This window comes from Paraburkholderia dilworthii (assembly GCF_000472525.1).
Lineage (GTDB): Bacteria > Pseudomonadota > Gammaproteobacteria > Burkholderiales > Burkholderiaceae > Paraburkholderia > Paraburkholderia dilworthii.
Genome location: NZ_AWZT01000001.1, coordinates 694410 through 716551 on the forward strand (window position 1 = coordinate 694410; position 22142 = coordinate 716551).

Sequence of the window (22142 nt, forward strand, 5' to 3'; positions counted from 1 at the left end):
ACAAAAAGCCCCCTGACCAGCGTTGTAAACGCAAGTTAGGGGGCTACATAGCCTTCCGTGTGTAGCACGGCAACGTTGCCGTGTTGCCACCACAAAGAGACATGGCGACAGAGTGAAACGAATTTATGAAATCAAATTCCGCATGTCAAGCAATAAGGCCGTTTATAGGGAAAGCACTTGCCTCGTCGTGTGCTGTGCCGGTTCACAGCAACTCCTGATAGTACGGCGAATTCGGCGGCAACTTGCCGCCTTGGCGCCGTACGAACTGCTGCACGCCGTGTGTCGCCGACGCCAGCGCTCCGCTCGCGAACCCGCCCTCGAACGTCAGTTCCTCACCGATCGCGATTGCGCCGTCACTCATCCGCAGAAGGGCCTTGTAAAGCGTGCGGGTGTTGTCCAACTGGTCGGGGCCGTCCATCTTGAACGCGCCGTACTGGTGGCGCTCGAGTCCCCAGTGCGTGTACGCGATCCCCTCGCGACTCTGTTCGACGACGTCGGCCAGATTCGCGAGCTTCTGATGGGCCGGATTGTCGGGATCGCGCGAGGCGACGTCGCGAAGCGTACGGATGTACAGGTCCATCTGCTCGCGATCGGACATGCCGGCTACCTTCGTCGCGTTATCGCCGAGCGTATAGCTAGGGTAGAACACGGCACTGCCGTCTTTACCCTTGACGAGATACGACTGCTGAAATAGTTCGTCCGCCTGAACATTACCGGGCAGTTCGCGGTCTTCCATCAGATCCGCGGCGATCTTCACGGCCATCTTGGTTGCGCCGACCACGCGTGCGTCCTTGACGGCGGCGGCGAAATCCTCCGGCAACAACGGCTCGGAACCCGCCTGCGGACCAGTGAGGCCGAGACGCACCGCCTCGCGCGGTCCACCAGCAAAAAACAGTTCGTCGTACTGCGCGGTTTTTGTTTCTTTGGTGGTCTTGTCGAGCCACGTGACGTGGTACTTGCCGTCTACTTTCTTGATGCTGGTGACTTCGGCGTTCAACTGGATCGCGTTCTGCTCGGCAAGCGATACCGCTCCTTCCGGCAGATCGTCGCTGTCCTCGATCATCTTGTAAAGCGGTGCATCGGCCCCGTCGACGAGGGCAACGTGATCCTCCAGACGCTCGTCCGCGAGAAAGCGGAACTCTTCGAGAAAGCCGGTGCTGAAGTAGCCCGAATAGCCGCCCACGCCGATGCCGGTTGCACCGAACGTGCGCCATTCTTCCTTGTTCCAGGTAATGCCTTTCTCTTTCAGCAACGCCTTCAGGCCGGACTGGAACGTGTGGCTGTCGAACTTCTTTTTCGCGTCGTCGCACAGTTCGCGAAAACGCGCGGTGTCGCCCGCGTCGCGCGCCTCGCGGATCGGTGCGAGCAGCGGCTCGGTCATCGAACGCATGACGTCTTCGGCGACCTTGCGCATCGTTTCGTTTTCCGGCGGCTCGCCTGACTGCGCTTCATAAACGTTGCCGCCGATGATGTACGAGGTCTGCACCGAGCTCGAGTTCGGAAACGGCACATGCCGCAGCTTGTAATGTTCGGCGATGCTCCAGTAGAAGTTGCCGCGTGTCGTGTGAAAACGCATGCCGCCGGGGTGATAGGGCGTCGGGTCGCCTTCCCAACGGCCTGATGCAATGCGGCCGCCGATGTGGTCCGCCTGTTCGAGCACGACCGGCTTCACGCCGATGCGGTTCAGCGCGTCCGCCGCCATGATGCCGGCCGGGCCCGCGCCGACCACACAGACCTTGAGGTTCTCGGCCACGCCTTCGGGCAGCGTGCCGACCTGGCGGTTGTTGTCCCACCAGAAGCCGGTGTAGTCGTACATGTGATCGAGCGGCATGGTCATGCGCAGATCGGCGAAGCGGTCCTTTAGCAATGCCTTCAGATCGCTATCGTCGGCTGCGGCCTTCATCGGCATTTCAAGGTTCTGGCGAGCCTGCGGCGTGCATGAGCCGAGCAGCCGTCCGGCGACTTCGGGCTTCATGAAGACCGCCGTATGCTCGAGCCAGTCGCGAACAGGCGTGCGCGGCAGATCGTGCGCGGCCTCGCGTGTCGTGTCGCCGAGCAGATCGGACTGCCGCGTACCGAGCGCTTCGAGCACGTCGCCTTGCTCGGCTTCGCAGAGTGCATGCCATTGCAGCGTGGTTTCGAGGTGCAGTTGTTCACGCTTCGGTCCCGCTTCCATGCTGGCGAGCCGGGCCAGGTTGCTGTTGACTGCGGGGCCGAGCTTGTTCCGGTCGCGTGGCCAGTCGCCCACCGGTTCCTTGAAATAGCGGCCGACCGACTGCGGAGTCAGGGGCGGCAGGGCGCGTCCAACCGTATTGAGCGAGGGATCGCGAGCGAGCGCGCCCGAGCCTGTCAAGTTAAGGTACTTGCTCATGAACGCTTCGCGAGGCCACGCGCTGCGCACTGCGGGTGTAGGCGCTTCGGGCTTCGCGGGAAGCGCCTGGCGGGCGCGGCCCGCTGCGGCAGGTTCTCCTGATCCTTCGGCGCGTGCTCTCGCGCCCGGCATGCCGGGCGGAAGCGCCCGCGGTGTGGCCGCGGGCGTAGTTGGCTCGGACGGAACACCGCCGGGCGGCGGCAGATGCGCGTTATTGCCGGATGAAGGGGAGCCTGGTTCGATCTGGGGCATGTTGTGTTTCCTGGTTAAGTTGTCTCGACGTCATGACGGCGCGAATCGACTGGCTTTCACATCGACTGTGAGCGCAGGCGGCCGGCGACGGGTAACCGGTGAAGGACGCGCGGCAAGCAATGCATGAAGTGCCCGGAGCGAAAATCGCCGGTCTGCCGGATGCGGTTACAGGTGGGCAGCCGGCGTATGCAAGCGGGTCAGTCGGACTGCATGCATCGGCGACGGCAGGGTTGCTGCGCGAACGTTGATACAGTTAGGGAAGTTACTATCGCGCGGATCGCTAGCCACGGAGGAAGCGAATCGCGTGACGAAGAAACGAACAGGGAAAGACGAGTTGTCAGCGTCTGGAAACGTGCAACCGCTCAACCTGACGCCGGCTCAACTGAAGCCGTTCTGCTGCCTGCCACGTCATCAGCATGCCATCGACTACCGACTGGATCGTCCTGAGCCGGTCAACCTCGCGCATCGTCATGGTGATCGTCCCGGATGTCGTCATGCGAGCCTCCCATTAAAGGTCAACCAGCATGACATGCGACGCTTCAGCTTTGCCCAGGTACGACATTACAGCTTTGCCGTAACATCGAAATAGTTGATAATTTATATTATGTCAATTAACATGAGTCGTCATACCGAGTGACCTGATTCACCAACCCAACGCATGTCCAGTCCACCGCGCTCACGTTGCCCCAATCAGAGAACCTGCGCGGAGCCCCCACTTCGCCCAGCAAAGCCCAGAAGCACAGGCGGACTCCCGTTGCCGGCAATCCGCCCTCGCAAACTTTCAGAATGAATGGCGCATGCCGATACGCACATCGGCTTGCGTACTCGTGGTCGACGGCGTGAAGCTGTAGCCAATGACCGCATTGACACCATCCGATGCGCGCAGATAATCGCCGGAAATATAGACGTCGGTGCGTTTCGACAACAGGTAGTGAAGACCAAGCGACCCCTGATTCCAGTGGTTTCCTTCGAAACGTGTGTGCTGATAGCCGCCGTACAGCATCAACGCCGGCGTGAAAGTATACGAAGCGCCGCCTTCGTAAACCTGCATGTGCGACGTCTGCCCGAGGCCCTTGATCGTCGTGTACGTAAAGTTGCCGCTCAACATCACATTGCCGATCGTGTAGGCGGCGCCGACTGCAAAAGCGCCCTGCTTGTCGACCGGGAACGAAGAAGAACTATACAAATCTGTTACCGCGCCGGTTGCAGGATCGACCGAAACAGTCGGCCGGCCGAGGAAAGTATGCGTGCCGATCATCGCATACGGATCGAATGCGTAAATGCCGAACGGATTGTTCAACTGCGTATAGGCGGCGCCCATGTTGAACGCGCCGTGTTCATAACGCGCGCCCACACTCCACGCGCTTTTCTGATGGAAGTCGCCCGCAGTATTGCCGAACGAGTACATGCCGCCAAAAGAAAAACCGGAGATATCGTTGGAGAGAAACTTGATTGAGTTCGGCAGCCGGTCGCCGTTCATCCGGTCGAAGTCGCCCTGGTGAATCGCATAACCGCTCGCCCACGCCGATATGTTGTACAGGTAGGCGAACTCTTCGGTCATGTCCAGCTGGTTACCGAACGACAAAGTGCCCCAGTTGTTTTTCAGCCCGACATACGCCTGCCGGCCAAACTCGGCGCCGCCGAATCCTAGCTGTCCATTACCCAGGTGGAAACCCGACTCCAGTACGAATACCGCCTGCAAGCCCCCGCCGAGATCCTCGACGCCCTTGAAGCCGATACGATTGCCATATGAAATGCCGTCATCGAATTTGACCTGGTGGGAGCCACCGGCGTTGCTCACGTACGTGATGCCTGCGTCCAGAATGCCGTACAGCGTCACGCTGCTTTGCGCGTGGACAGCCGATGGCGCGAATGCGGCGCTTGCTGCAATAGCGAGTCCCGAAAGACCGACGGCATTTCTCTTCTTCATTTGATTCTCCCCTGCTCTGTGCCTGCGCAATTCGTTGGATAAAGCGATCCCTGCCGCGCTACTTTCAGGCGCGCGGCATTTCTCGCGTGACGGGCAGTTCGAAACCGGCTGAGACCGATCGATATGGCCTGGCCTTTATTTGCCGGGCATAAAAATTTCGCCAGACCTGTATCGACGGGTCAAGAATACGGGTCCAGATTTACGACGAATCGATTGGATGCGACATGAATCTGTCGCCCGGCGACCTCGCGATCCCCATTGCTTCTGCTACTTGATCCCTAGCGCCGTCTGAACAGCTTGCAAGCCATTAGCGCCACTCGCAGTATTCACGCCGTCGAGCCAGGATTTGAGAACCTCCGGGTGGCGCTTGAGCGCTTCGGTCGCGGCCGCATCGACACCGGTTTTCTTTTCGAGTACTTCGGTGATCACTCCGTTTTCCAGATCGACGTTGAACGTCAGTTGCCTGAAAAGACGGCCCACGTTAGGGCATTGTTCCGCGTAGCCGCTGCGTGCGACGGTGTTGACCGTGGCGCCTCCATAGTTCGGGCCAAAGTACTTGTCGCCTCCGTCGAGATAGGTCAGCTTGAACTTGGTATTCATCACGTGCGGCTCCCATGCGAGAAACACGATCCACTTCTTCTCGCGCACCGCACGCTCGACCTGCGTGAGCATGCCCGTTTCGCTCGATTCCACGACCTTCCAGTTGCCGAGCCCGAACGCTTTGTCATCGACCATCTTCTTGATGTTCTGATTGGCGGGCGCGCCTGGCTCAATGCCATAGATTCTGCTGTCGAACTTGTCAGCGTTCTTTGCAAGGTCCGCGAATGAGTGAACACCTGCAGCCGCTACGTAGTCGGGCACCGCGAGCGTGAACTTCGCATTGCTCAGGTTCGGATGCACGACCTCGATCGATTTTTCTTCCTCGAAAGGTTTGACGACCGGCGCTTGCGCGGGCATCCAGTTGCCGAGAAACACGTCGATTTGCCCTTTTTTCAGGCCCTGATACGTGATGGGCACCGAAAGGTTCGCCACCTTCTGTTTATAGCCGAGTGCCTTCAGCACGACGCCGGTCATCGCATTAGTTGCGTCGATGTCAGTCCATCCCGGCCCCGCCATGTTGACCTGCGTGCATGATTGCGGCTCGGCGGCCGACGCGAAACTGGCCGCCGCGCATAGCAGCGCAACGCCGGATATCGCCTGTTTGAATAGCTTGTTCATCATCGCGGCTTCCTGTGGGTGGGTGAATCGTTAGCGTCCAGAGATCGATTAGTGCTCGACGGCTGGAAAGCGCGCCATTGCCTCCAGCGTATCGAGATCGATGTGATTGCGCATATAGCGCTGACTTGCATCGACCCACGGTTGCCAGTCCCACGAAGCCACGATGCCTTGCGTGGTCGCAGCGAAATGGAAGCGGCGACGACGCTGGCTTTGCAGCACAACCTCGTGCAGCGCGGCGAGATTCCAGCGGGTGGCGATCTCTTTGCGCAATGCCTCGACTTCGGTGGTGTACTCCGCTTTCAGTGCGAGGTTCACTCGCTCGAGCGGATCGGCTTCGACGTCGTAGAGCTGGTCGGGGTCGGCAGGCGTGTGTATAAATTTGAAGCGCCCACGCCGCAGCATCACGATCGGCGCGATAGCGCCTTCAGCAAGGTATTCGCCGGTTGCTTCATCATGACCGCCCTGCTCTGCTCGAAGATGCGGCACGAGACTATAACCGTCGAGAGAATCGGGCCACGCCGCCGGTTGTTCGCCGCGCGCCAGTTCGACCAACGTGGGCAGCAGGTCGAGATGCGATACGGAAGCGCGAACGCGGTGCGCGTCGAATTGCTGCGGCGCATGCACAATCAGCGGCACACGGCAGCCACCTTCGAAGAATGTCATCTTGTACCAGAGGCCCCGCTCGCCGAGCATTTCCCCATGATCGGAAGTGACGACGATGATCGTATCTTTCGCGAGCCCCGCCTGTTCGAGCGCTTCGAGAATCGCGCCGAACTGATCGTCGACATAGGAAATAGCGCCGTAATAAGCGCGCCGTGCGTTGCGGATCTGCTGTTCGGTGGGCGGCGTACGATCGGTCTCGCAAACGTGCCGCAAGCGCCTGGAGTGGGGATCGGCTTCGTCGAATGAATCGCGATGTGCGGGCATGTCGATATCTTCATCCCGATACATGTCCCAGTACTTTTGTGGAATGGCGTACGGGTCATGCGGATGTGTCAACGAGGCGACCATGCAGAACGGCCTCGCATCTTTTCCGGCATGCCGTTCGCGCGCGATATTGAAGAGCTTCTGGCGCGTGGTGAACGTGACCTCATCGTCGAAATCCAGTTGGTTCGTGCGCACGCACGGGCCCGCGTCGATGACCGAACTCATGTTGTGATACCACGTGGGACGCGCTTCGAAATCGTCCCAGTCCGGCGTCCAGCCAAAGTCGGCCGGATAAATGTCGGTGGTAAGGCGCTCTTCGAAACCATGCAACTGGTCGGCGCCGCAGAAATGCATTTTGCCCGAGAGAATCGTGCGATATCCTTCCGCGCGAAGGTAATGCGCGAATGTCAGTGTTTGCGACGGAAATTCCGCTGCATTGTCATAGGCGCCAATCGCGGAAGGCAGCTTGCCCGATAGAAACGAAAAGCGCGACGGGGCGCACAGCGGACTCGCGCAATACGCGGAATCGAATACCACGCCCTGCTTTGCAAGGCGGTCGAGATTGGGTGTTCTGGTCAGCGGATGTCCGTAGGCCGCGAGCGCAAACGGAGTCATCTGGTCGGCCATCAGAATAAGAATATTCTTTTTGCTGTCAAGCATTGGAGCGCCTCGAATAAAATCATGAATGTCAGTGCAAGTACCTATGCCGTTGCAAGTTCAAGTTCGACTGCAAGCAAGGAGCGCGGCCCGCTTCCGGCATGAATGTCACTATTGCCGGCCAATTCGGCGCTGTGAAGACGGCAATTCGTTATGTGCCTATAAGGGGGCGTTATGTCGAGGCAGGACCGCTTGCCGTCAATGCAGGCATTGACGATGTTCGAGTCCGCCGCGCGTCTCGCGAGTTTCACCGCGGCCGCGCGCGAGCTAGGCTCAACGCAGCCGGCAGTGAGCCAGCGCATCGTGCAGCTCGAAGAGACGCTGGGTGCGCCGCTTTTCGAGCGAGGTCATCGCGGCGTCAGGCTCACGGAAGACGGTGAGCGGCTCTTCGAAGCGGTGCGGCATGCGCTCGACACGATCCGCTTTGCCACCGCTGAAATCCGCGCGCGCCGCACGCCGCAGACACTCACGCTGTCCACCGATTTCGGCTTTGCGACTTATTGGCTGATGCCGCGCCTTTCGCAATTCAAGGCGCTGATGCCCGATGTCGACGTGAAGATCATCACGTCGCAAAGCGTGTTCGACCCGTCTCACGATCAGGCGGACGTGGCGATCGCATTCGGCGACGAACATGCGGACTGGAACGCGCGTAGCGTGGTCAAGCTCTTTCCGGAGCGTGTGACGCCGGTGTGCAGTCCCACATTTTTCGCGGCGCACCCGCCGCTGAGCTCGCCGTCCGAATTGCTCGCGCTACCGCTTCTGCATCTCGAACCAACGCAACCGGCGCGCTGGCTATCATGGGCCGACTGGTTCGCGGCACATGGCCTCGTTGCGCCCGCCGCGCATCGCGGCATCACATTCAACAGCTTTACGCTCGTCGCTCATGCAGCGATCATGGGCCAAGGCGTAGCGCTCGGCTGGGCGCCGCTTGTCGACGAACTGCTCGCGACCGGCCAGCTGGTCGAGCTGTTCGGTGCCCCTGTTGTGACCGAGCGCGGCTATATGCTCGTCACGCAGCGCGCGGCCACGCCGGCCGTCGACGCGTTCCGCCAATGGCTACTCGGCGAATGCGGACTCGACGCGGAATAATCAACTGGCGTTCCCATTCCACTGCCACGGCGATTCGCTTCTATCCGCGCCGCGTGTCAATTTGCTCTACTGCGACGATGCATGCCGCGCCCCGCGGCATCGCCCTTTCGTCTATGTGGAGAGCGCATGTCCGCCGATTCCCGTCCCGATCAACTGGTCCTTACGGTTGCGTGTCCGAGCGCTGCGGGCCAGGTTGCCGCCGTTGTCGGCTTTCTCGACCGGCATCATTGTTATATCGACGAACTCACCGTCTTCGACGACGACCTCAGTGAACGTTTTTTCGTGCGCTGCGTTTTTCATGGCGTGGACAACAACGAAACGCTGAATATCGCGGCGCTCAAACGCGAGTTCAGGTCCATTGCCGAGCGCTTTCGTATGACGTGGGCAATGCACGACGTCGGCACCCGGCCTAAAGTACTCATCATGGTGTCCAAGCTCGAGCACTGTCTCGCGGACTTGCTATTCCGCTGGCGAATGGGCGAACTGAAAATGGACATTGTCGGCATCGGGTCGAATCATCGCGATCTTGAACCGCTGGCGAGGCAGCACGGATTGCCGTTTCATCATCTTCCGATCACGGCCGATACCAAGCCGCAGCAGGAAGCGCGTTTGCTCGATCTGTTCGAGACGTCCTGCGCCGAATTGATGATTCTCGCGCGCTACATGCAGATTCTTTCCGGCGAGACGAGCCGCGCACTCGCCGCGCGCGCAATCAACATTCATCATTCGTTTCTGCCCGGATTCAAGGGCGCCAAGCCCTATCACCAGGCGCATGCGCGCGGCGTCAAGCTGATCGGCGCCACCGCGCACTTCGTGACCGACGACCTCGACGAAGGTCCGATCATCGAGCAGGTGGTCGAACGTGTCGATCATTCATACAGCCCCGAGCGGCTGCTCGCGACCGGACGCGATGTCGAGTGCATTACGCTCGCCCGCGCGGTGAAGGCGTTTATCGAGCGGCGCGTGTTCATCAATGGCGACAGGACTGTCGTGTTGCAATAAGCAAAAAAAACGCCGCTTAAAAAAGCGGCGTTTCCTTGAGTTCCGGCATCGGCCGCTAAAGGGGACTCACTTCACCCAGCTATCCACTCGATCGCCATGCGCGCTGATCCACGCATCGGCGGCGGCAGTCGGCTTCTCGCCGTTTTGCGTCGCGAGCATCACACTGTCGATCTCGCCCGGTTTCCACTGGAATTTCTTCAGGAACGCAACGACCGGCGGCGCCTTCTTCTCCAGTTCCGGATTGACGACGCTGTCAACGTGCTCGGCCTCACCGAATACCTTCTTCGGGTCTTCCAGGAACTTCAGCTTGTACTTCGCGAACATCCAGTGCGGCTTCCAGCCGGTCACGATGATGGGTTTGCTGGCCGCTTCGGCACGCGCGAGTTCCGCAGTCATCGCGCTGCCTGAGCTCGGCATCAGCTTGTAATCGAGCCCGTACGCCTTGATGGCCTCGCTGGTTTTCTGCATCACGCCCGCACCGGCGTCGATACCGACGATGCGCGAACCGAATTCCGCCTTCTTCGCTTCCAGATCGCCGACCGTTTTCACGTCGAGATTGTCGGGCACGATAAGACCGATCTTCGCGTCGTTGAAGTTCGGACCGAGATCGACCACTTTGTCCTTGAAGTTGTTCCAGTACGCACCGTGCGTGACCGGCAGCCATGCGGACAGCGTCGCGTCGAGGTCGCCGCGCGCCACGCCTTGCCACATCACGCCGGCTGCAACCGGCACCAGTTGCACCTGATAGCCAAGCCGTTTTTCGATCACGCGTGCGGCCACGTTGGACGTCGCAACGCTATCGTCCCAGCCTTCCACGTAACCGATCTTGATCGTCGGCTTCGTATCCGCCGAAACGCCTACACTCGTTGCCGCCAGCGCCGCGCTCAGGGTGCTCAACACCAGTATCTTTTTGATCAGTCTCATCGCCGTTCTCCCGTTCGCCATCTAAAAACAACCCAAAGAGCATTTAGAATCGCCAGCCAGAATTGCCTGCTAACGTTGTTTTGCGACATGTAGTTGTCCGCACGCGACCTGGCTTACACAGCTGTTGCCCGACTCGCGGTAGTTCTGTTTTCAGCGTTAGCTCCAGTTACTTTTCGACGACGAGGTCAGTCAGCGGCTTGCTGCAACACAGCAGCACCATGCCTTGATCGATCTCGCGCTGACGAATGCCGCCTGCGTGTTTCATCGCGACTTCGCCTGAAACGAGCTTGACCTTGCACGTTCCGCACATGCCTTGCGTGCACGATGCCGGCAGACGTACACCGGCTTTTTTTGCGGCGTCCAGCACATGCTGGCCACTGCCACATTCGATTTCCCGATTGCTTTTAGTGAAGCTCACCTTGTAGCGCGTCTGCGTTTCAGCCTCAGACAGTGCGGCTGGAGCAGAAACCGAAGCAGGCTCGAAGCCTGGCGATTCTTCTCGCGCCTGCGCAAAGCTTTCCACTGTTACGGGCTCCGGCGAAGCTTGCAGGACATTCGCCACATGCGTGGTCGTCAATTGCGCGGCGACCTCGCTCACCGTTTCGAACGAGAAACTTTCCTCGTGATAATGGCTGCGATCGAAGCCGCCTTCATCGAGCAGCTTGCGCACCGCCTGCATATACGGTGCTGGCCCACAGGTGAAAATCTCGCGCTCCAGAAAGTCTGGAGCAATCAGTTTAAGCAACGGCAAAGTCAGAAAACCGGTCACGCCTGGCCAATTCGTGCGCGCGCCCAGCCGCTCGCAAACAAATGCAGTACGGAAATGCGCATGGTTCGACGCAATCAGATCGAGCTCGCGCGCAAAAATGATGTCGTCGGGCGTGCGGGCGCTGTGCACGAATACGATGTCGCTGTCCTCGCCGAGTTCATGATGCGCGCGGCTCATCGACATCAACGGCGTAATGCCCGAACCTGCGGACAAAAACAGTAACTTGCGAGCGGGATGGCGGGCGCACGTAAATTCGCCTGCGGGTCCCAGCACGCGAACTTCGCCGCCCACTTGCAGATTGTCGTGCAGCCAGTTCGACACCTTGCCGCCCGGCACGCGTTTTACCGTAATGGAAATGGTGTGCGGACGCGTCGGCGGCGAGGAAATCGTATAGCAACGATTGATCGATTCGCCGTCGATGTCCAGTTCGAGCGTGATGAACTGCCCAGGCTCGAATACGAACGTCCGCTCGCCTGGTGCGCGGAAGAAAAAGCTCTTCACGTCATGCGTTTCCTGACGGACGTGGCAGCACACGAGAGTGTCGTCGACATCGCTATTCCACCTCGCGGGCAGCGTATCCCAGAAGCGCGGCTGCGTAACACGGCTTGTTGCGTACTCCGAGGCCGGCTCGGTGCCGAGCTGAAACGTCGCCTGTTCGCGCATCATTGTTTTCTCCCGCTCCTGGTTGCGCTCGTGCGCTCAGCGCTTGAAGGACACGACTTTCTCGCCGAAGGTGGCCGGCGCGGCGTCGTGCGTTTGCGGTGCATTGCTGTAATCCGCGATGCGGCCGATGTACCACTCGCAGAACTTCTCCACGAGACCTTCCGTGAACGGCGAATAGGGGCCCGGCTCGTAGGCGCTGCTCGATGCACCGCGTTGCGAGTATTCGACGAGCGCGCGGTCCTGGTCGTTGGTCGCGCGCCATACGGCTGTGAGATTGTTCACGTCGTAATCGATGCCTTCGCGCGCGTCCTTGTGTACGAGCCATTTCGTGCGCACCAGCGTTTTACCCGCGGAAAGCGGAATCACCGAAAAGCTCACAATGTGATCGCTCATGAAGTGATGCCACGAATTCGGCTGCGTCCAGAAAGACAGGCCGCCGAGATCGGCCTGCTCGAAACCGCCGAGCAATTTTTTCGACGCCACTTTCGCGTCGAGCGTCTGCGATTCGCCATCGCGATCCAGCGGCAGACGTTGCGTGCGAAACCCGGTGACGAGGTCCGCGAGCCGTTCGATTTCCACCGACGGCAGCTTCATCGCCTCCCATTGCGCAGTGCGGCGCGCCACCGTCTCTTCGAAAGCGGCCATGCCTTCTTCGTTAGCCGGCGTGCGTTGATAGCCGAAGCCGTATTCGTAAAGTGAAATGGTGAGCTCGGGATGATTCGCGACACAGTGATAGCACTCGCGATTGTTCTCCATCGTGAGCTTCCAGTTGCCTTCCTCGATGATGTCGATCGACGCCGCGATCTTACAACCAGCCAGGCCATGCGGCAGCAGATACGGCTCCATCGCTGCGCGCATCACCGAGAAGTCGGCGGGCGGGTTGTCGGCGAGACAAATGAAAATGAGACCCGCGAGGTTCTCGACGTGGACTTTCTTCAGGCTGTGCTTACAGCGGTCGAACTGGTCGCCCATATGCTCCGCGAACATCAGGTCGCCGTTCAGGTTATACGTCCAGCTGTGATACGGGCACACGATGTTGCCGAGTGAGCCCTTGTCGGTATTGCACAGGCGTGCGCCCCGATGGCGGCACACATTGTGAAACGCCCTCACCTGCATATCGTCGTCGCGCACGATCAGAATCGAATCGTGGCCGATTTCCACCGTGATGTAATCGCCCGGTTCGGGCACGTCCGGTCCCACCGCGACCTGAATCCAGTGCTGGCGGAAAATCGCTTCCATGTCGAGCGCGAAGATTTCCTCGCTCGTATAGAACGGCGACTCCAGCGTGTAATCCTTTTTGCGGCGTTCGATCATTGCGCGAACGTCTGCGGAAACTTTCATTGTGTGCTCCGTTGCGTGTCACGTCTGGCGCCGCGCCAGGCCCTCCTGGCCGCATGCTCGCCTGAACCGGAAATCAGTAATCCACGAGTTGATGCTCGCGCAAATACGCAAGTATCACTTGTGCTTTTTCGACGGAACTCCCTTCAATTACGACGCTGCCGCCACGGCTTTCCGTCGTTGTCGCCGAGAGCATGCGGGCGTGACCGGAACGCTTCTCGGCGGCGGCAAGACGCACGGGTTTGGCGCTCGCTGAGCGAATGGTCCAGGCCGGTTCCGCTGCGGCACTGCTGCCTGCGCTGTGCACGCCGTTCGCGGCGGGACGAATCGTGCCCTCGCGCAGACGTGCATATGCATAGGTAGGCGTCGCGTTTGCCATCGGATGTATGGCGATCAGCGCGGGCAACTGAACCTCGACGCGTCGGCGCAGCCCCTTCGGCATGAATTGCCGCACTTGTGCACAGTCGTCCTTCACAACCACATCGACCGCGGCGCCGACGAGCGGAATGTCCAGCGCATTGGCGATGCGATACGGCAGCATGCCGCTGTCGAATGCGCCTTCGGCGCGTGTGCCGGTCAGCACGAGATCGTAGCCGCTCAGACGCGCGGCAAGCAGCGTTGCTGCGTCCGCTTGTGACTCGCCTGCTTCGGGAACGGCAAGCACTTCCACCGAGCGTGCGCCAAGCGCGAGATATTCCTGTAACGCGGGATTCGAAGGATCGCCCGCATGCAGTACGTCGAGCGTCGCGTCGTGCTGCCTCGCGAGCGAGAGAGCCAGCGTGAGTGCGGCCGCGTCGTTGCGGCTATAGCGCGCGACGCCGCTCACCGGATGTCGGCCCACGGAAACCAGTACGGCGATTTTCATGCGAGCGCTCCTTCCACGACGGCCTTCGAATTCAGTAATGCAGCACTGGTGCCCCGAGCCGTGCGCGCCGCGGCAGCCGCGTCATTGAGTGCCGCGATGGTTTCCTGCGCGTCCGCGATGACGGTAAGGTTCGCGCGCTTCGCAATCGGCGCGCTCGCGTCGAGGTTCACCGCGATCACGTGGCGGCAATCCTTGATGCCCTGCAAATGCTGCACCGCGCCCGAGATGCCGAACGCGATATACACGCTCGCTTCAACCGTTTTGCCTGTCGCGCCGATCTGCTTGTCGCGTGTGAACTTGCCGTCGTCGACGGCAACGCGGCTCGCGCCGATTGCCGCGCCGAGCGTGGCCGCAAGACGCTCGAACGCGGGCACGTCGCTCACGCCGTTGCCGGCGGAAACGATAAAGTCCGCTTCCTCCAGCGCGAGTTGCGCCGCGTCCATTTCCTCGATGCCGAGATCACGCACGATGCGTTTCGCCGCAGCGGGTTCGCCATCGAAGCGCCACACGACCTTCTCTCCCGCGCCGACGAACGGCAGCTTCGGATCGACGGCATTCGGCGCAAGCAATATCACTTCGGGCAGCGCACACGAAGCGAATGCGGTATTGGCCTGCACATAAGCTGCCACGTGCGAGGCGTCGATTTCAACGACATGCGTTGCGACGCTCGCATTCGCGGCGGCCGCATAACGACGGCCAAGATCGCCGTCGCCAGTCGCGTTGTCCGGCAGGAAAACGTGGACCGGCGCATAAGCGGCGACGCAAGCGGCAAACGCATTCAATTCGTCAACCGGTGCGAATTTGCGTCGATCGAAAATGGGCAGTTCGATCAGCTTGTCTGCGCCGAGTGCGGCAGCATCGCCAGTGAATTCGCCGAATACGAGCAGCACCACTTCGGTTGCCGCGTCCGCGATCAAGGCCGCGGCGGCGAGCGTCTGCCGCGCGTGATCTTCGAGCGCGCCGCGGTCCGCGTGCGCGGCGACCAGCATCACATGCTGCGGCGTGGCCGTCGTGCGGCGCGGCTTCGCGTGCTCACGATGCGCGGCGCCTGTTGCGGCGAAATCCATCGCGCCCGCTACGCCGGTCACGCCCAGCGTGATACGCCTGAGTCCGTCTGCCGTAATCGTGAACGGCCGGCGCGGATCGGTTCGTTTGATTGTGTTCATCGCGTTACTCCAGCGCTGCTGCAACGAGTTCGGCGACGTCCAGCACTTCAGGACGCGGCCCGACCACGCCTTCGAGCATCGCGGTGCAATTCGGGCAGCCCACGGCGACGATCTCTGCACCGATGCCGCGCGCGTCGTCGATACGAATGTCGGGAATGCGCCGCTTGCCCGGAATGTCGGTCAACGGTGCACCGCCGCCGCCACCGCAGCAACGTCCACGCATGCCGTTGCGCTCCATCTCGACGACCTTGATGCCGATGCTCTTCAGCACACGGCGCGGCGCTTCCGTTTCGCCGTTATAGCGGCCCAGATAGCACGGATCGTGATAAGTGATCTTGCGATCCGCGTAAGCAGCGACTGCGCGCGGCGACAGTTTGCCGCTCGCGACGAGTTCATCGATCAGCGCCGTGTGATGCTGCACTTCATAGAAACCGCCCAGTGCGCGATATTCGTTGCGCAAGCTGTGCAGCACATGCGGGTCGGAAGTCACGATCTTGCCGAACGAGTACTGCGAAAGCGTGCCGATCAGTTTGTGCGCGAGCTGCTGGAACGTGGCTTCGTCGCCGAGACGCCGGGCCGTGTCGCCCGTATCGGTTTCGACACCGCCGAGCACCGCATAGTCGATGCCCGCGCGATTGAGCACCTTCACGAGCGCACGCAGCGTGCGCTGATAACGCATGTCGAACGCGCCTTCGCCGGCAATCAGCAGCACTTCCACGCGACGCCCAGGCTGCGCGACCTGCACCTGCAAATCGACGGCCCAGTCGTAACGCGCGCCGATGTCGTAACCATTCGAGCTGCCGGTCTCGCGCAGATTCGCGAGCGTGATCGGCCCCTTGCCCGGCACGACGCCTTCCACGAGCGTCTGATTGCGGCGCATATCCACGATGGCGTCCACATGCTCGATCAGCATCGGACACTCCTGCACGCAAGCGCGGCAAGTAGTACACGACCACAGCGTTTCCGCTTCGATCAGACTGGAGATCAGCGGCTTGCCAGGCGCACCGCCGTGCTTGCCGACCGGAATGCCGGGCGTGGGGCTGCCCGCGTATTCGGCGTCGGTGCCGCCGACCATGCCCGTCACCAGGTCCTGAATCAGCTTCTTCGGATTAAGCGGCTGGCCGGCCGCGAACGCGGGACATGCCGCCTCGCATTTGCCGCATTGCACGCAGGCGTCGAAGCTCAGTAACTGGTTCCAGCGGAATTCGACAGGCTTGCCCACGCCATATTCTTTCGCGTCGAGCAGCGGCGCCTTCAATGCAGTCGGCGGCACTACGTCGTGATCGTTACGCGCGGCAAAGCGCTCCTGACGCGGATGAAACGCGAGATGCAACAGACCCGCGAGCGCGTGTTTCATCGGACCGCCACGCGCCGCGCCGAATGTCATCGTGAAGGCGCCCACTGCAATCAGCAGTGCGACGATGATCGCGAGCGCGCCCGACATGGCCCCAGCCGGCAATGCGATGAACAGCACGAGACCGAGGGCGAACGACCCGAGCAACAGCGGCAGATGATCCCAAGGCCCATGCGAAAGCCGCGCGGGCACCGCCTTCGCGCCATGCCGCCGACGCCATACGAACACGGCGCCGACCAGCATTACGAGCGCGGCCAGAAAGATCAGCTTGTCGAGCCACGGCGAGTAGATCGCGAGACCGTAGTTGACGAATACGAGCGCCATCGCGAGAATCGCCCCGCCGGCGGTTGCCACGTGCGTTTTCGCAATGTAGGGGTCGCGCGCGACCACATGATGCAGATCGACGAAGTAGCGCTTCGGAATCGACAGCAGGTTGGCCCAGCCGTACGCGCCCGCCGCCGTCGCGCGACCCACGCGCCAATACGCGGCGCGCTTCGCGAGCGCGAACGCGAGACCCGCCATCGACAACCACAACAGCACGGTGATGACAGACACGGGGCTCATCGTCAGAAATCCTTGCAAAGGCGCAGCGCGTCGTAAATCGCGCCGTGAATGTTGTGCATGGAGATGCAGTCGCCGACGCGAAACAGCAGAAAGCGACCATTGCCGAGTTCTTCGGAAAGCGACGGCTGCGGCTCGGACGCGAAGAGCTTATGCACGTCGACCTGCCCGCGATTGACCGACTCGGGCTTGAGCTTCCAGTACAACTCGTCATTCGGCGTGCTGCCGTTTTCGATCACGACCTGATCGACCGCGCGCTCTTCCTGCTCCTCGGTGTACTCGTTGCGGATCACGGCGATCTTCTTGCCGTCTTCCTCATACACCTTGTCGAGCCAGTAATTGGGCGTGTGCACAACGCCTTGCGCGTAGAGGCGTCGATAGAAAATCGGGAACGTGGTGCCGCCTACGTCGTCGGCCACTTTCACGTCCGGCGTGACGATTTCCACATTCGAGCCGCGGCTCGAGATGAAATCGGCTACTCCGGCTCCGGCGTGCGTGCTGACGCCGTCATACACAAGTACGTTCTTACCCGGTTCGACCTTGCCCGAGAGCACGTCCCACGAACTCACCGCGAGACCAGCATCTACGCCCCACGCCGCGACTTGCGACGTGAACGCCGAGCCGCCCGTGGCCAGGACGATGATGTCCGGCTTCTCGGCCATGATGGTTTTTTCGTCGGCGGCGACACCCAGACGCCGATCGACGCCCAAGCGCTTCGTCTCCATGTCGAACCAGCGGACGATGCCCGCCATCTGCTCGCGCTGCGGCGCCTTTGCCGCGAGCATGATCTGGCCGCCCACATAGTCGTTCTTTTCGAACAGCACGACGTCATGACCGCGCGACTTCGCGACGCGCGCGGCTTCGAGTCCGGCCGGACCCGCACCGACTACGACGACCTTGCGCTTCGGCCCGTTCGTGCGCGCGATCACATGCGGCATGGTCGCTTCGCGCGAGGTCGCCGCATTCTGCACGCATAGAACATCGAGCCCGTTGTACTGGCGGTCGATGCAATAGTTCGCGCCGACGCATTGCTTGATTTCGTCCTCGCGGCCATCGCGAATCTTGATGACCATATGCGGGTCGGCGATCTGCGCGCGCGTCATGCCGACCAGATCGACCATGCCGCTCGCGAGCAGACGCTCCGCCTGGCCCGCGTCGCGAATACTTTGCGCATGCATGACCGGAATCTTGACGACCGATTTGATGCCGGCCGCGAGATGCACGAAAGGCTCGGGCGGCAGCGCCATCGGCGGCATGCAGTTGGCGAGCGTGTTGTGCGTATCCGCGCCGGAGCCGATCACGCCGAGGTAATCGATCAGGCCGCTTTCGCTCATCGCCTGCGCTATTTCTTTCAGCTGCTCATGGTCGAGACCGTCTTCATGGAACTCATCGCCGCACATGCGCAAGCCCACGCAGAAATCCGGCCCCACTGCTTCACGCACGGCCTTCAATACTTCGACGCCGAAACGCAGGCGATTTTCGAGCGAGCCGCCCCATTCGTCGGTACGAAAGTTGGTGCGTGGGCTCCAGAACTGATCGATCAGATGCTGGTGCGCCGCCGAGATTTCGACGCCGTCCATGCCGGCGTCCTTCACGCGTTTCGCGGCGGCCGCGAAGTCAGTGATAATGCGGCGAATCTCCTCGACCTCGATGATCTTCGCGTTGCCGCGATGCACCGGCTCACGCACGCCCGAAGGCGACATCAGATGCGGCCAGTGCTCGCCATGAAACGCGGAGCGGCGGCCCATATGCGTGGCCTGAATCATGATCTTCGCGCCGTGCGCGTGCATCGCTTCGGCGAGCCGCGAGAGCGGATCGATGATCTTGTCGGTCGACAGATTCACCGACTTCCACCAGCCTTGCGGACTGTCGATCGATACCGGGCTCGAACCGCCGCACACGGCGAGGCCTACACCACCCTTGGCCTTTTCCTCGTAGTAACGGATATAACGGTCGCCAGGTAGCCCGCCCGGCTCCGCATACACCTCCGCATGCGCGGTGCTGACGATGCGGTTGCGCAAAGTCAGCTTGTTCAGCGTGAGAGGTTTGAAAAGGTTCGGGTAACGCATCGCGATCGACCTCGGAATGATATGACTTGTAGTGCTATGCCGTGAGCGGCGACACTTCGAACACGCAATGGTCGTGGCCTTCCGCCGCGCAGCGCGCTTCCTGCGATTTCGAAGGCGGACCCTTGCGTTGCGAATCGGGCGCCGTGTCGTTGACCCAGTCCATCGCGCCCGCGAACCAGCCGGCGAACATGTAGCAGAGCTTGCCTACTTTGCCCGGCTGCGCGAGTACAAACGACGAGTGATGCAGTTCAATGCGCGCATGAGAAGAAGACGGATCGCTTTCGGTGATCGTGAAGATGCCCCAGCCGCGTTGCGAAAGCCGCTTCAGGTAGTGCTCGAACACGGCCATGCCGGCAATGCCGTGCTGTTTGGCTTCCTTGTCGCACCAGAAGTACGCAGACTTGTAGCCGGCCTTATAGAGAATCTCTGCATACGTATCGATGCCGAGCGCTTCTTCAACGGCGGTGTGGTTGTTCGTGAAGAAATGACGGGGCACGTACAGCATCGGCAGCGCGTCGGTGGTCCAGACGCCGGTGTTCGGATCGACGTCGATAGGCAGTTGGGGTTGCATGTGGAAGACTCCGTTTTTATGGGGTGAATTCGTTTGGAAATGCGCGTGAAGGTCAGACCTTCCACACTTCGCCGAATACCCGCACCCAGTTTTCACCCATGATCTTCTTGATGCGCGTCTCGCTCCAGCCCGCGCGTTCCATCGCAGCAGTCAGATTCGGAAACTCGCCGATCGTGCGGATGCCTTCCGGATTCACGACCTTGCCGAAATTCGTCAACTGGCGATAACGGCCCTTGTCGTGCGTGATCCAGTCGAAGAACTCCGTGCTATAGCCTTGCGTGAAGTCCGTGCCGATTCCAACCTGGTCTTCGCCGATCAGGTTCACCACGTACTCGATTGCTTCGATATAGTCTTCGACGGTCGCATCGGCACCGCGCTTGAGGAACGGCGCGAACATCGTCACGCCGACAAAACCGCCGGCGTCCGCGATCTCTTTGAGTTGTTCATCGCTTTTGTTGCGCGGATGCTCTTTGAGTCCCGACGGGCAGCAATGCGAATAGCACACCGGCTTTTTCGACGCCGCAATCGCTTCGGACGAAGTTTTTCCGCCGACATGCGAGAGATCGACCATGATGCCGACGCGATTCATCTCCTGAATCACTTCGCGGCCATAACCGGACAGTCCACCGTCGCGCTCGTAGCAACCGGTGCCGACGAGATTCTGCGTGTTGTAGCACAGCTGCACGACGTTCACGCCGAGGTCCTTGAATGCCTCGATATAGCCAAGGTTGTCCTCGAATGCATGCGCATTCTGGAAACCGAAAATAATGCCCGTCTTGTTCTCTTTCTTTGCGCGGAAGATGTCGTCGGTGGTACGCACGAGCGTGAGGATCTCGCCATACTCACGGATCTGCTGCTTCATTTCAGCGATGTTATCGACGGTCTTCTGAAAGCTCTCCCACACCGACACCGTGCAATTCACCGCGGTTACGCCGCCTTTGCGCATGTCTTCGAACACCGATCGCTCGAACTTCGAAATGTTCAAACCGTCGATGATGATGCTGTTTTCGTGCAGATTGCTCATCGTGTGCTCCAGGTGCTCAGTAGATGGGGAAGCGCTCGCACAGCGCGAAGATTTCGCGGCGCACGCGTTGTTCGGTAGGCGCATGGCCTTCGGGATGATCGCGCAGCGAATCGAGCACCTCCACGATCAACCGGCCCACGTCGCGGAACTCATTCACGCCGAAGCCGCGCGTCGTGCCCGCCGGTGTGCCCAGGCGCACGCCCGAGGTCACCGTCGGCTTTTCCGTGTCGAACGGAATGCCGTTCTTGTTGCAGGTAATGCCCGCGCGTTCGAGTGCCTGCTCGACCTGATTGCCCTTGAGCCCCTTCGGTCGCAAGTCGACCAGCAGCAGATGGTTGTCCGTTCCGCCCGTCACGAGATCGACGCCGCCTGCTTTCAGCACTTCGCCGAGTGCCTGCGCGTTGGCGAGCACATTGTCGATATAGGCCTTGAAACCCGGTTGCAGCGCCTCGCCGAACGCAACTGCCTTTCCGGCGATCACATGCATCAGTGGGCCGCCTTGCAAACCTGGGAACACCGCGGAGTTGATCTTCTTCGCGATGTCTTCGTCATTCGTCAGCACAAAGCCGCCGCGCGGGCCGCGCAACGTTTTGTGCGTGGTCGATGTGACCACATGCGCATGCTCGACAGGATTCGCATGACGTCCGGCCGCGATTACGCCGGCGATATGCGCCATATCCACCATCAGCTTCGCACCGACGCTATCGGCAATCGCGCGCAGCCGCTTGAAATCGAGCGCGCGCGGATAGGCCGAGAAGCCGGCGATCAGCAGCGCGGGCTTATGCTGCTGCGCGAGTTCTTCAATTTGCTCGTAGTCGATCAGCAGCGTGTCGCGGCTGACGCCGTACTGCACCGCGTTGAACCACTTGCCCGACATCGCGGGCTTCGCACCGTGCGTGAGGTGGCCGCCCGCGTCGAGCGACATGCCGAGCACCGTGTCGCCCGGCTTCACCAGCGCGAGCATCACTGCACCGTTTGCCTGCGCACCGGAATGCGGCTGGACGTTGGCGAATTTAGCGTTGAACAGTTGCTTGATGCGCTCGATCGCAAGCGTTTCGATTTCGTCGACGTATTCGCAACCGCCGTAGTAACGCTTCCCCGGATAGCCTTCCGCATACTTGTTCGTCAGCACCGAGCCTTGTGCTTCGAGCACCGCGCGCGACACGATGTTTTCCGACGCGATCAGTTCGACTTGCGACTGCTGGCGCTCGAGCTCTTTCAAAATTGCGCCGCGCACCGCCTGATCGCGCGTGGCCAGCGATTCTTCGAAGAAAGGATTCGGATTCGACATGAAAGGTCCGTGAAGTCGTTGACGGGAAGGCCCGGAAGCGGCGCTGGAGCTGCGCCTGGCGCCTGCTGCTGCCGGCTTGCATTGCGTCTATTCTTGACGCT

General features: G+C 60.7%; 16 protein-coding genes and 1 pseudogene. 2 read left to right on the forward strand and 15 right to left on the reverse strand.

The genetic code is table 11. The features are described 5' to 3' along the window. Positions 1 to 202: 202 nt before the first annotated feature. The 5 genes and pseudogenes from F759_RS0103525 to betC form a co-directional block, all read right to left on the reverse strand. A complete protein-coding gene (locus tag F759_RS0103525; RefSeq protein ID WP_027798631.1) occupies positions 203 to 2623 on the reverse strand; it encodes a flavin monoamine oxidase family protein in 2421 nt (806 codons plus the stop codon). Between the two features lie 355 nt (positions 2624 to 2978). After that, positions 2979 to 3119: pseudogene (locus F759_RS43205) on the reverse strand (ISNCY family transposase); the annotation flags it as partial. A gap of 285 nt (positions 3120 to 3404) precedes the next feature. Beyond that, positions 3405 to 4553 carry a porin gene (locus tag F759_RS0103535; RefSeq protein WP_027798632.1) on the reverse strand — a complete coding sequence of 383 codons (1149 nt, stop codon included), beginning with the start codon at positions 4551 to 4553 and terminating at the stop codon, positions 3405 to 3407. 267 nt (positions 4554 to 4820) lie between these two features. Further along, positions 4821 to 5774: a choline ABC transporter substrate-binding protein gene (locus F759_RS0103540; RefSeq protein WP_084534188.1), complete on the reverse strand. Its 954-nt coding sequence runs from the start codon at positions 5772 to 5774 to the stop codon at positions 4821 to 4823. Positions 5775 to 5819: 45 nt separating this feature from the next. After that, positions 5820 to 7358: a choline-sulfatase gene (betC, locus tag F759_RS0103545; RefSeq protein ID WP_027798634.1), complete on the reverse strand. Its 1539-nt coding sequence runs from the start codon at positions 7356 to 7358 to the stop codon at positions 5820 to 5822. A 171-nt stretch (positions 7359 to 7529) separates the two neighbouring features. Here betC and F759_RS0103550 point away from each other — a divergent pair, with 171 nt between their 5' ends. Both F759_RS0103550 and purU read left to right on the forward strand, forming a co-directional pair. Continuing rightward, positions 7530 to 8444 (forward strand): choline sulfate utilization transcriptional regulator, encoded by a 915-nt coding sequence (locus tag F759_RS0103550; RefSeq protein WP_027798635.1) that lies wholly within the window; start codon positions 7530 to 7532, stop codon positions 8442 to 8444. Between the two features lie 126 nt (positions 8445 to 8570). Further along, positions 8571 to 9446 carry a formyltetrahydrofolate deformylase gene (purU, locus tag F759_RS0103555; protein WP_027798636.1) on the forward strand — a complete coding sequence of 292 codons (876 nt, stop codon included), beginning with the start codon at positions 8571 to 8573 and terminating at the stop codon, positions 9444 to 9446. 66 nt (positions 9447 to 9512) lie between these two features. Here purU and F759_RS0103560 read toward each other — a convergent pair whose 3' ends face one another. The 10 genes from F759_RS0103560 to F759_RS0103605 form a co-directional block, all read right to left on the reverse strand. Next, entirely contained in the window at positions 9513 to 10370 is an 858-nt protein-coding gene (locus tag F759_RS0103560) for a glycine betaine ABC transporter substrate-binding protein (protein WP_027798637.1), read from the reverse strand. Between the two features lie 166 nt (positions 10371 to 10536). Beyond that, positions 10537 to 11805, reverse strand: coding sequence for a hybrid-cluster NAD(P)-dependent oxidoreductase (locus F759_RS0103565; RefSeq protein ID WP_036023410.1), 1269 nt, complete (start codon positions 11803 to 11805; stop codon positions 10537 to 10539). A 33-nt stretch (positions 11806 to 11838) separates the two neighbouring features. Next, positions 11839 to 13143 carry an aromatic ring-hydroxylating oxygenase subunit alpha gene (locus tag F759_RS0103570; protein ID WP_027798639.1) on the reverse strand — a complete coding sequence of 435 codons (1305 nt, stop codon included), beginning with the start codon at positions 13141 to 13143 and terminating at the stop codon, positions 11839 to 11841. Between the two features lie 73 nt (positions 13144 to 13216). After that, positions 13217 to 14005, reverse strand: coding sequence for a drug:proton antiporter (locus F759_RS0103575; protein WP_027798640.1), 789 nt, complete (start codon positions 14003 to 14005; stop codon positions 13217 to 13219). Further along, the gene (locus F759_RS0103580; protein ID WP_027798641.1) at positions 14002 to 15171 is read right to left on the reverse strand and encodes an electron transfer flavoprotein subunit alpha/FixB family protein; all 1170 of its coding nucleotides are present in this window, start codon (positions 15169 to 15171) and stop codon (positions 14002 to 14004) included. The genes F759_RS0103575 and F759_RS0103580 overlap by 4 nt, the downstream gene beginning before the upstream one ends. Before the next feature lie 4 nt (positions 15172 to 15175). Further along, positions 15176 to 17089: a (Fe-S)-binding protein gene (locus tag F759_RS0103585; RefSeq protein ID WP_027798642.1), complete on the reverse strand. Its 1914-nt coding sequence runs from the start codon at positions 17087 to 17089 to the stop codon at positions 15176 to 15178. Between the two features lie 2 nt (positions 17090 to 17091). Next, the gene (locus tag F759_RS0103590) at positions 17092 to 19155 is read right to left on the reverse strand and encodes an NADH:flavin oxidoreductase (RefSeq protein ID WP_027798643.1); all 2064 of its coding nucleotides are present in this window, start codon (positions 19153 to 19155) and stop codon (positions 17092 to 17094) included. A gap of 34 nt (positions 19156 to 19189) precedes the next feature. After that, positions 19190 to 19726 carry a DUF5943 domain-containing protein gene (locus F759_RS0103595; RefSeq protein WP_027798644.1) on the reverse strand — a complete coding sequence of 179 codons (537 nt, stop codon included), beginning with the start codon at positions 19724 to 19726 and terminating at the stop codon, positions 19190 to 19192. A 52-nt stretch (positions 19727 to 19778) separates the two neighbouring features. Further along, entirely contained in the window at positions 19779 to 20750 is a 972-nt protein-coding gene (locus F759_RS0103600; protein WP_027798645.1) for a dipeptidase, read from the reverse strand. 16 nt (positions 20751 to 20766) lie between these two features. Continuing rightward, on the reverse strand, positions 20767 to 22041 hold the full coding sequence (locus F759_RS0103605; protein ID WP_027798646.1) for a serine hydroxymethyltransferase: 1275 nt from the start codon (positions 22039 to 22041) through the stop codon (positions 20767 to 20769). Between the last annotated feature and the right edge of the window lie 101 nt (positions 22042 to 22142).

Excerpts from the sequence above, each read along its gene's own strand:
- F759_RS0103525 (WP_027798631.1), bottom strand. The coding sequence starts at position 2,623 with ATGCCCCAGATCGAACCAGGCTCCCCTTCATCCGGCAATAACGCGCAT.
- F759_RS0103535 (WP_027798632.1), bottom strand. The coding sequence starts at position 4,553 with ATGAAGAAGAGAAATGCCGTCGGTCTTTCGGGACTCGCTATTGCAGCA.
- F759_RS0103540 (WP_084534188.1), bottom strand. The coding sequence starts at position 5,774 with ATGATGAACAAGCTATTCAAACAGGCGATATCCGGCGTTGCGCTGCTA.
- betC (WP_027798634.1), bottom strand. The coding sequence starts at position 7,358 with ATGCTTGACAGCAAAAAGAATATTCTTATTCTGATGGCCGACCAGATG.
- F759_RS0103550 (WP_027798635.1), top strand. The coding sequence starts at position 7,530 with ATGTCGAGGCAGGACCGCTTGCCGTCAATGCAGGCATTGACGATGTTC.
- purU (WP_027798636.1), top strand. The coding sequence starts at position 8,571 with ATGTCCGCCGATTCCCGTCCCGATCAACTGGTCCTTACGGTTGCGTGT.
- F759_RS0103560 (WP_027798637.1), bottom strand. The coding sequence starts at position 10,370 with ATGAGACTGATCAAAAAGATACTGGTGTTGAGCACCCTGAGCGCGGCG.
- F759_RS0103565 (WP_036023410.1), bottom strand. The coding sequence starts at position 11,805 with ATGATGCGCGAACAGGCGACGTTTCAGCTCGGCACCGAGCCGGCCTCG.
- F759_RS0103570 (WP_027798639.1), bottom strand. The coding sequence starts at position 13,143 with ATGAAAGTTTCCGCAGACGTTCGCGCAATGATCGAACGCCGCAAAAAG.
- F759_RS0103575 (WP_027798640.1), bottom strand. The coding sequence starts at position 14,005 with ATGAAAATCGCCGTACTGGTTTCCGTGGGCCGACATCCGGTGAGCGGC.
- F759_RS0103580 (WP_027798641.1), bottom strand. The coding sequence starts at position 15,171 with ATGAACACAATCAAACGAACCGATCCGCGCCGGCCGTTCACGATTACG.
- F759_RS0103585 (WP_027798642.1), bottom strand. The coding sequence starts at position 17,089 with ATGAGCCCCGTGTCTGTCATCACCGTGCTGTTGTGGTTGTCGATGGCG.
- F759_RS0103590 (WP_027798643.1), bottom strand. The coding sequence starts at position 19,155 with ATGCGTTACCCGAACCTTTTCAAACCTCTCACGCTGAACAAGCTGACT.
- F759_RS0103595 (WP_027798644.1), bottom strand. The coding sequence starts at position 19,726 with ATGCAACCCCAACTGCCTATCGACGTCGATCCGAACACCGGCGTCTGG.
- F759_RS0103600 (WP_027798645.1), bottom strand. The coding sequence starts at position 20,750 with ATGAGCAATCTGCACGAAAACAGCATCATCATCGACGGTTTGAACATT.
- F759_RS0103605 (WP_027798646.1), bottom strand. The coding sequence starts at position 22,041 with ATGTCGAATCCGAATCCTTTCTTCGAAGAATCGCTGGCCACGCGCGAT.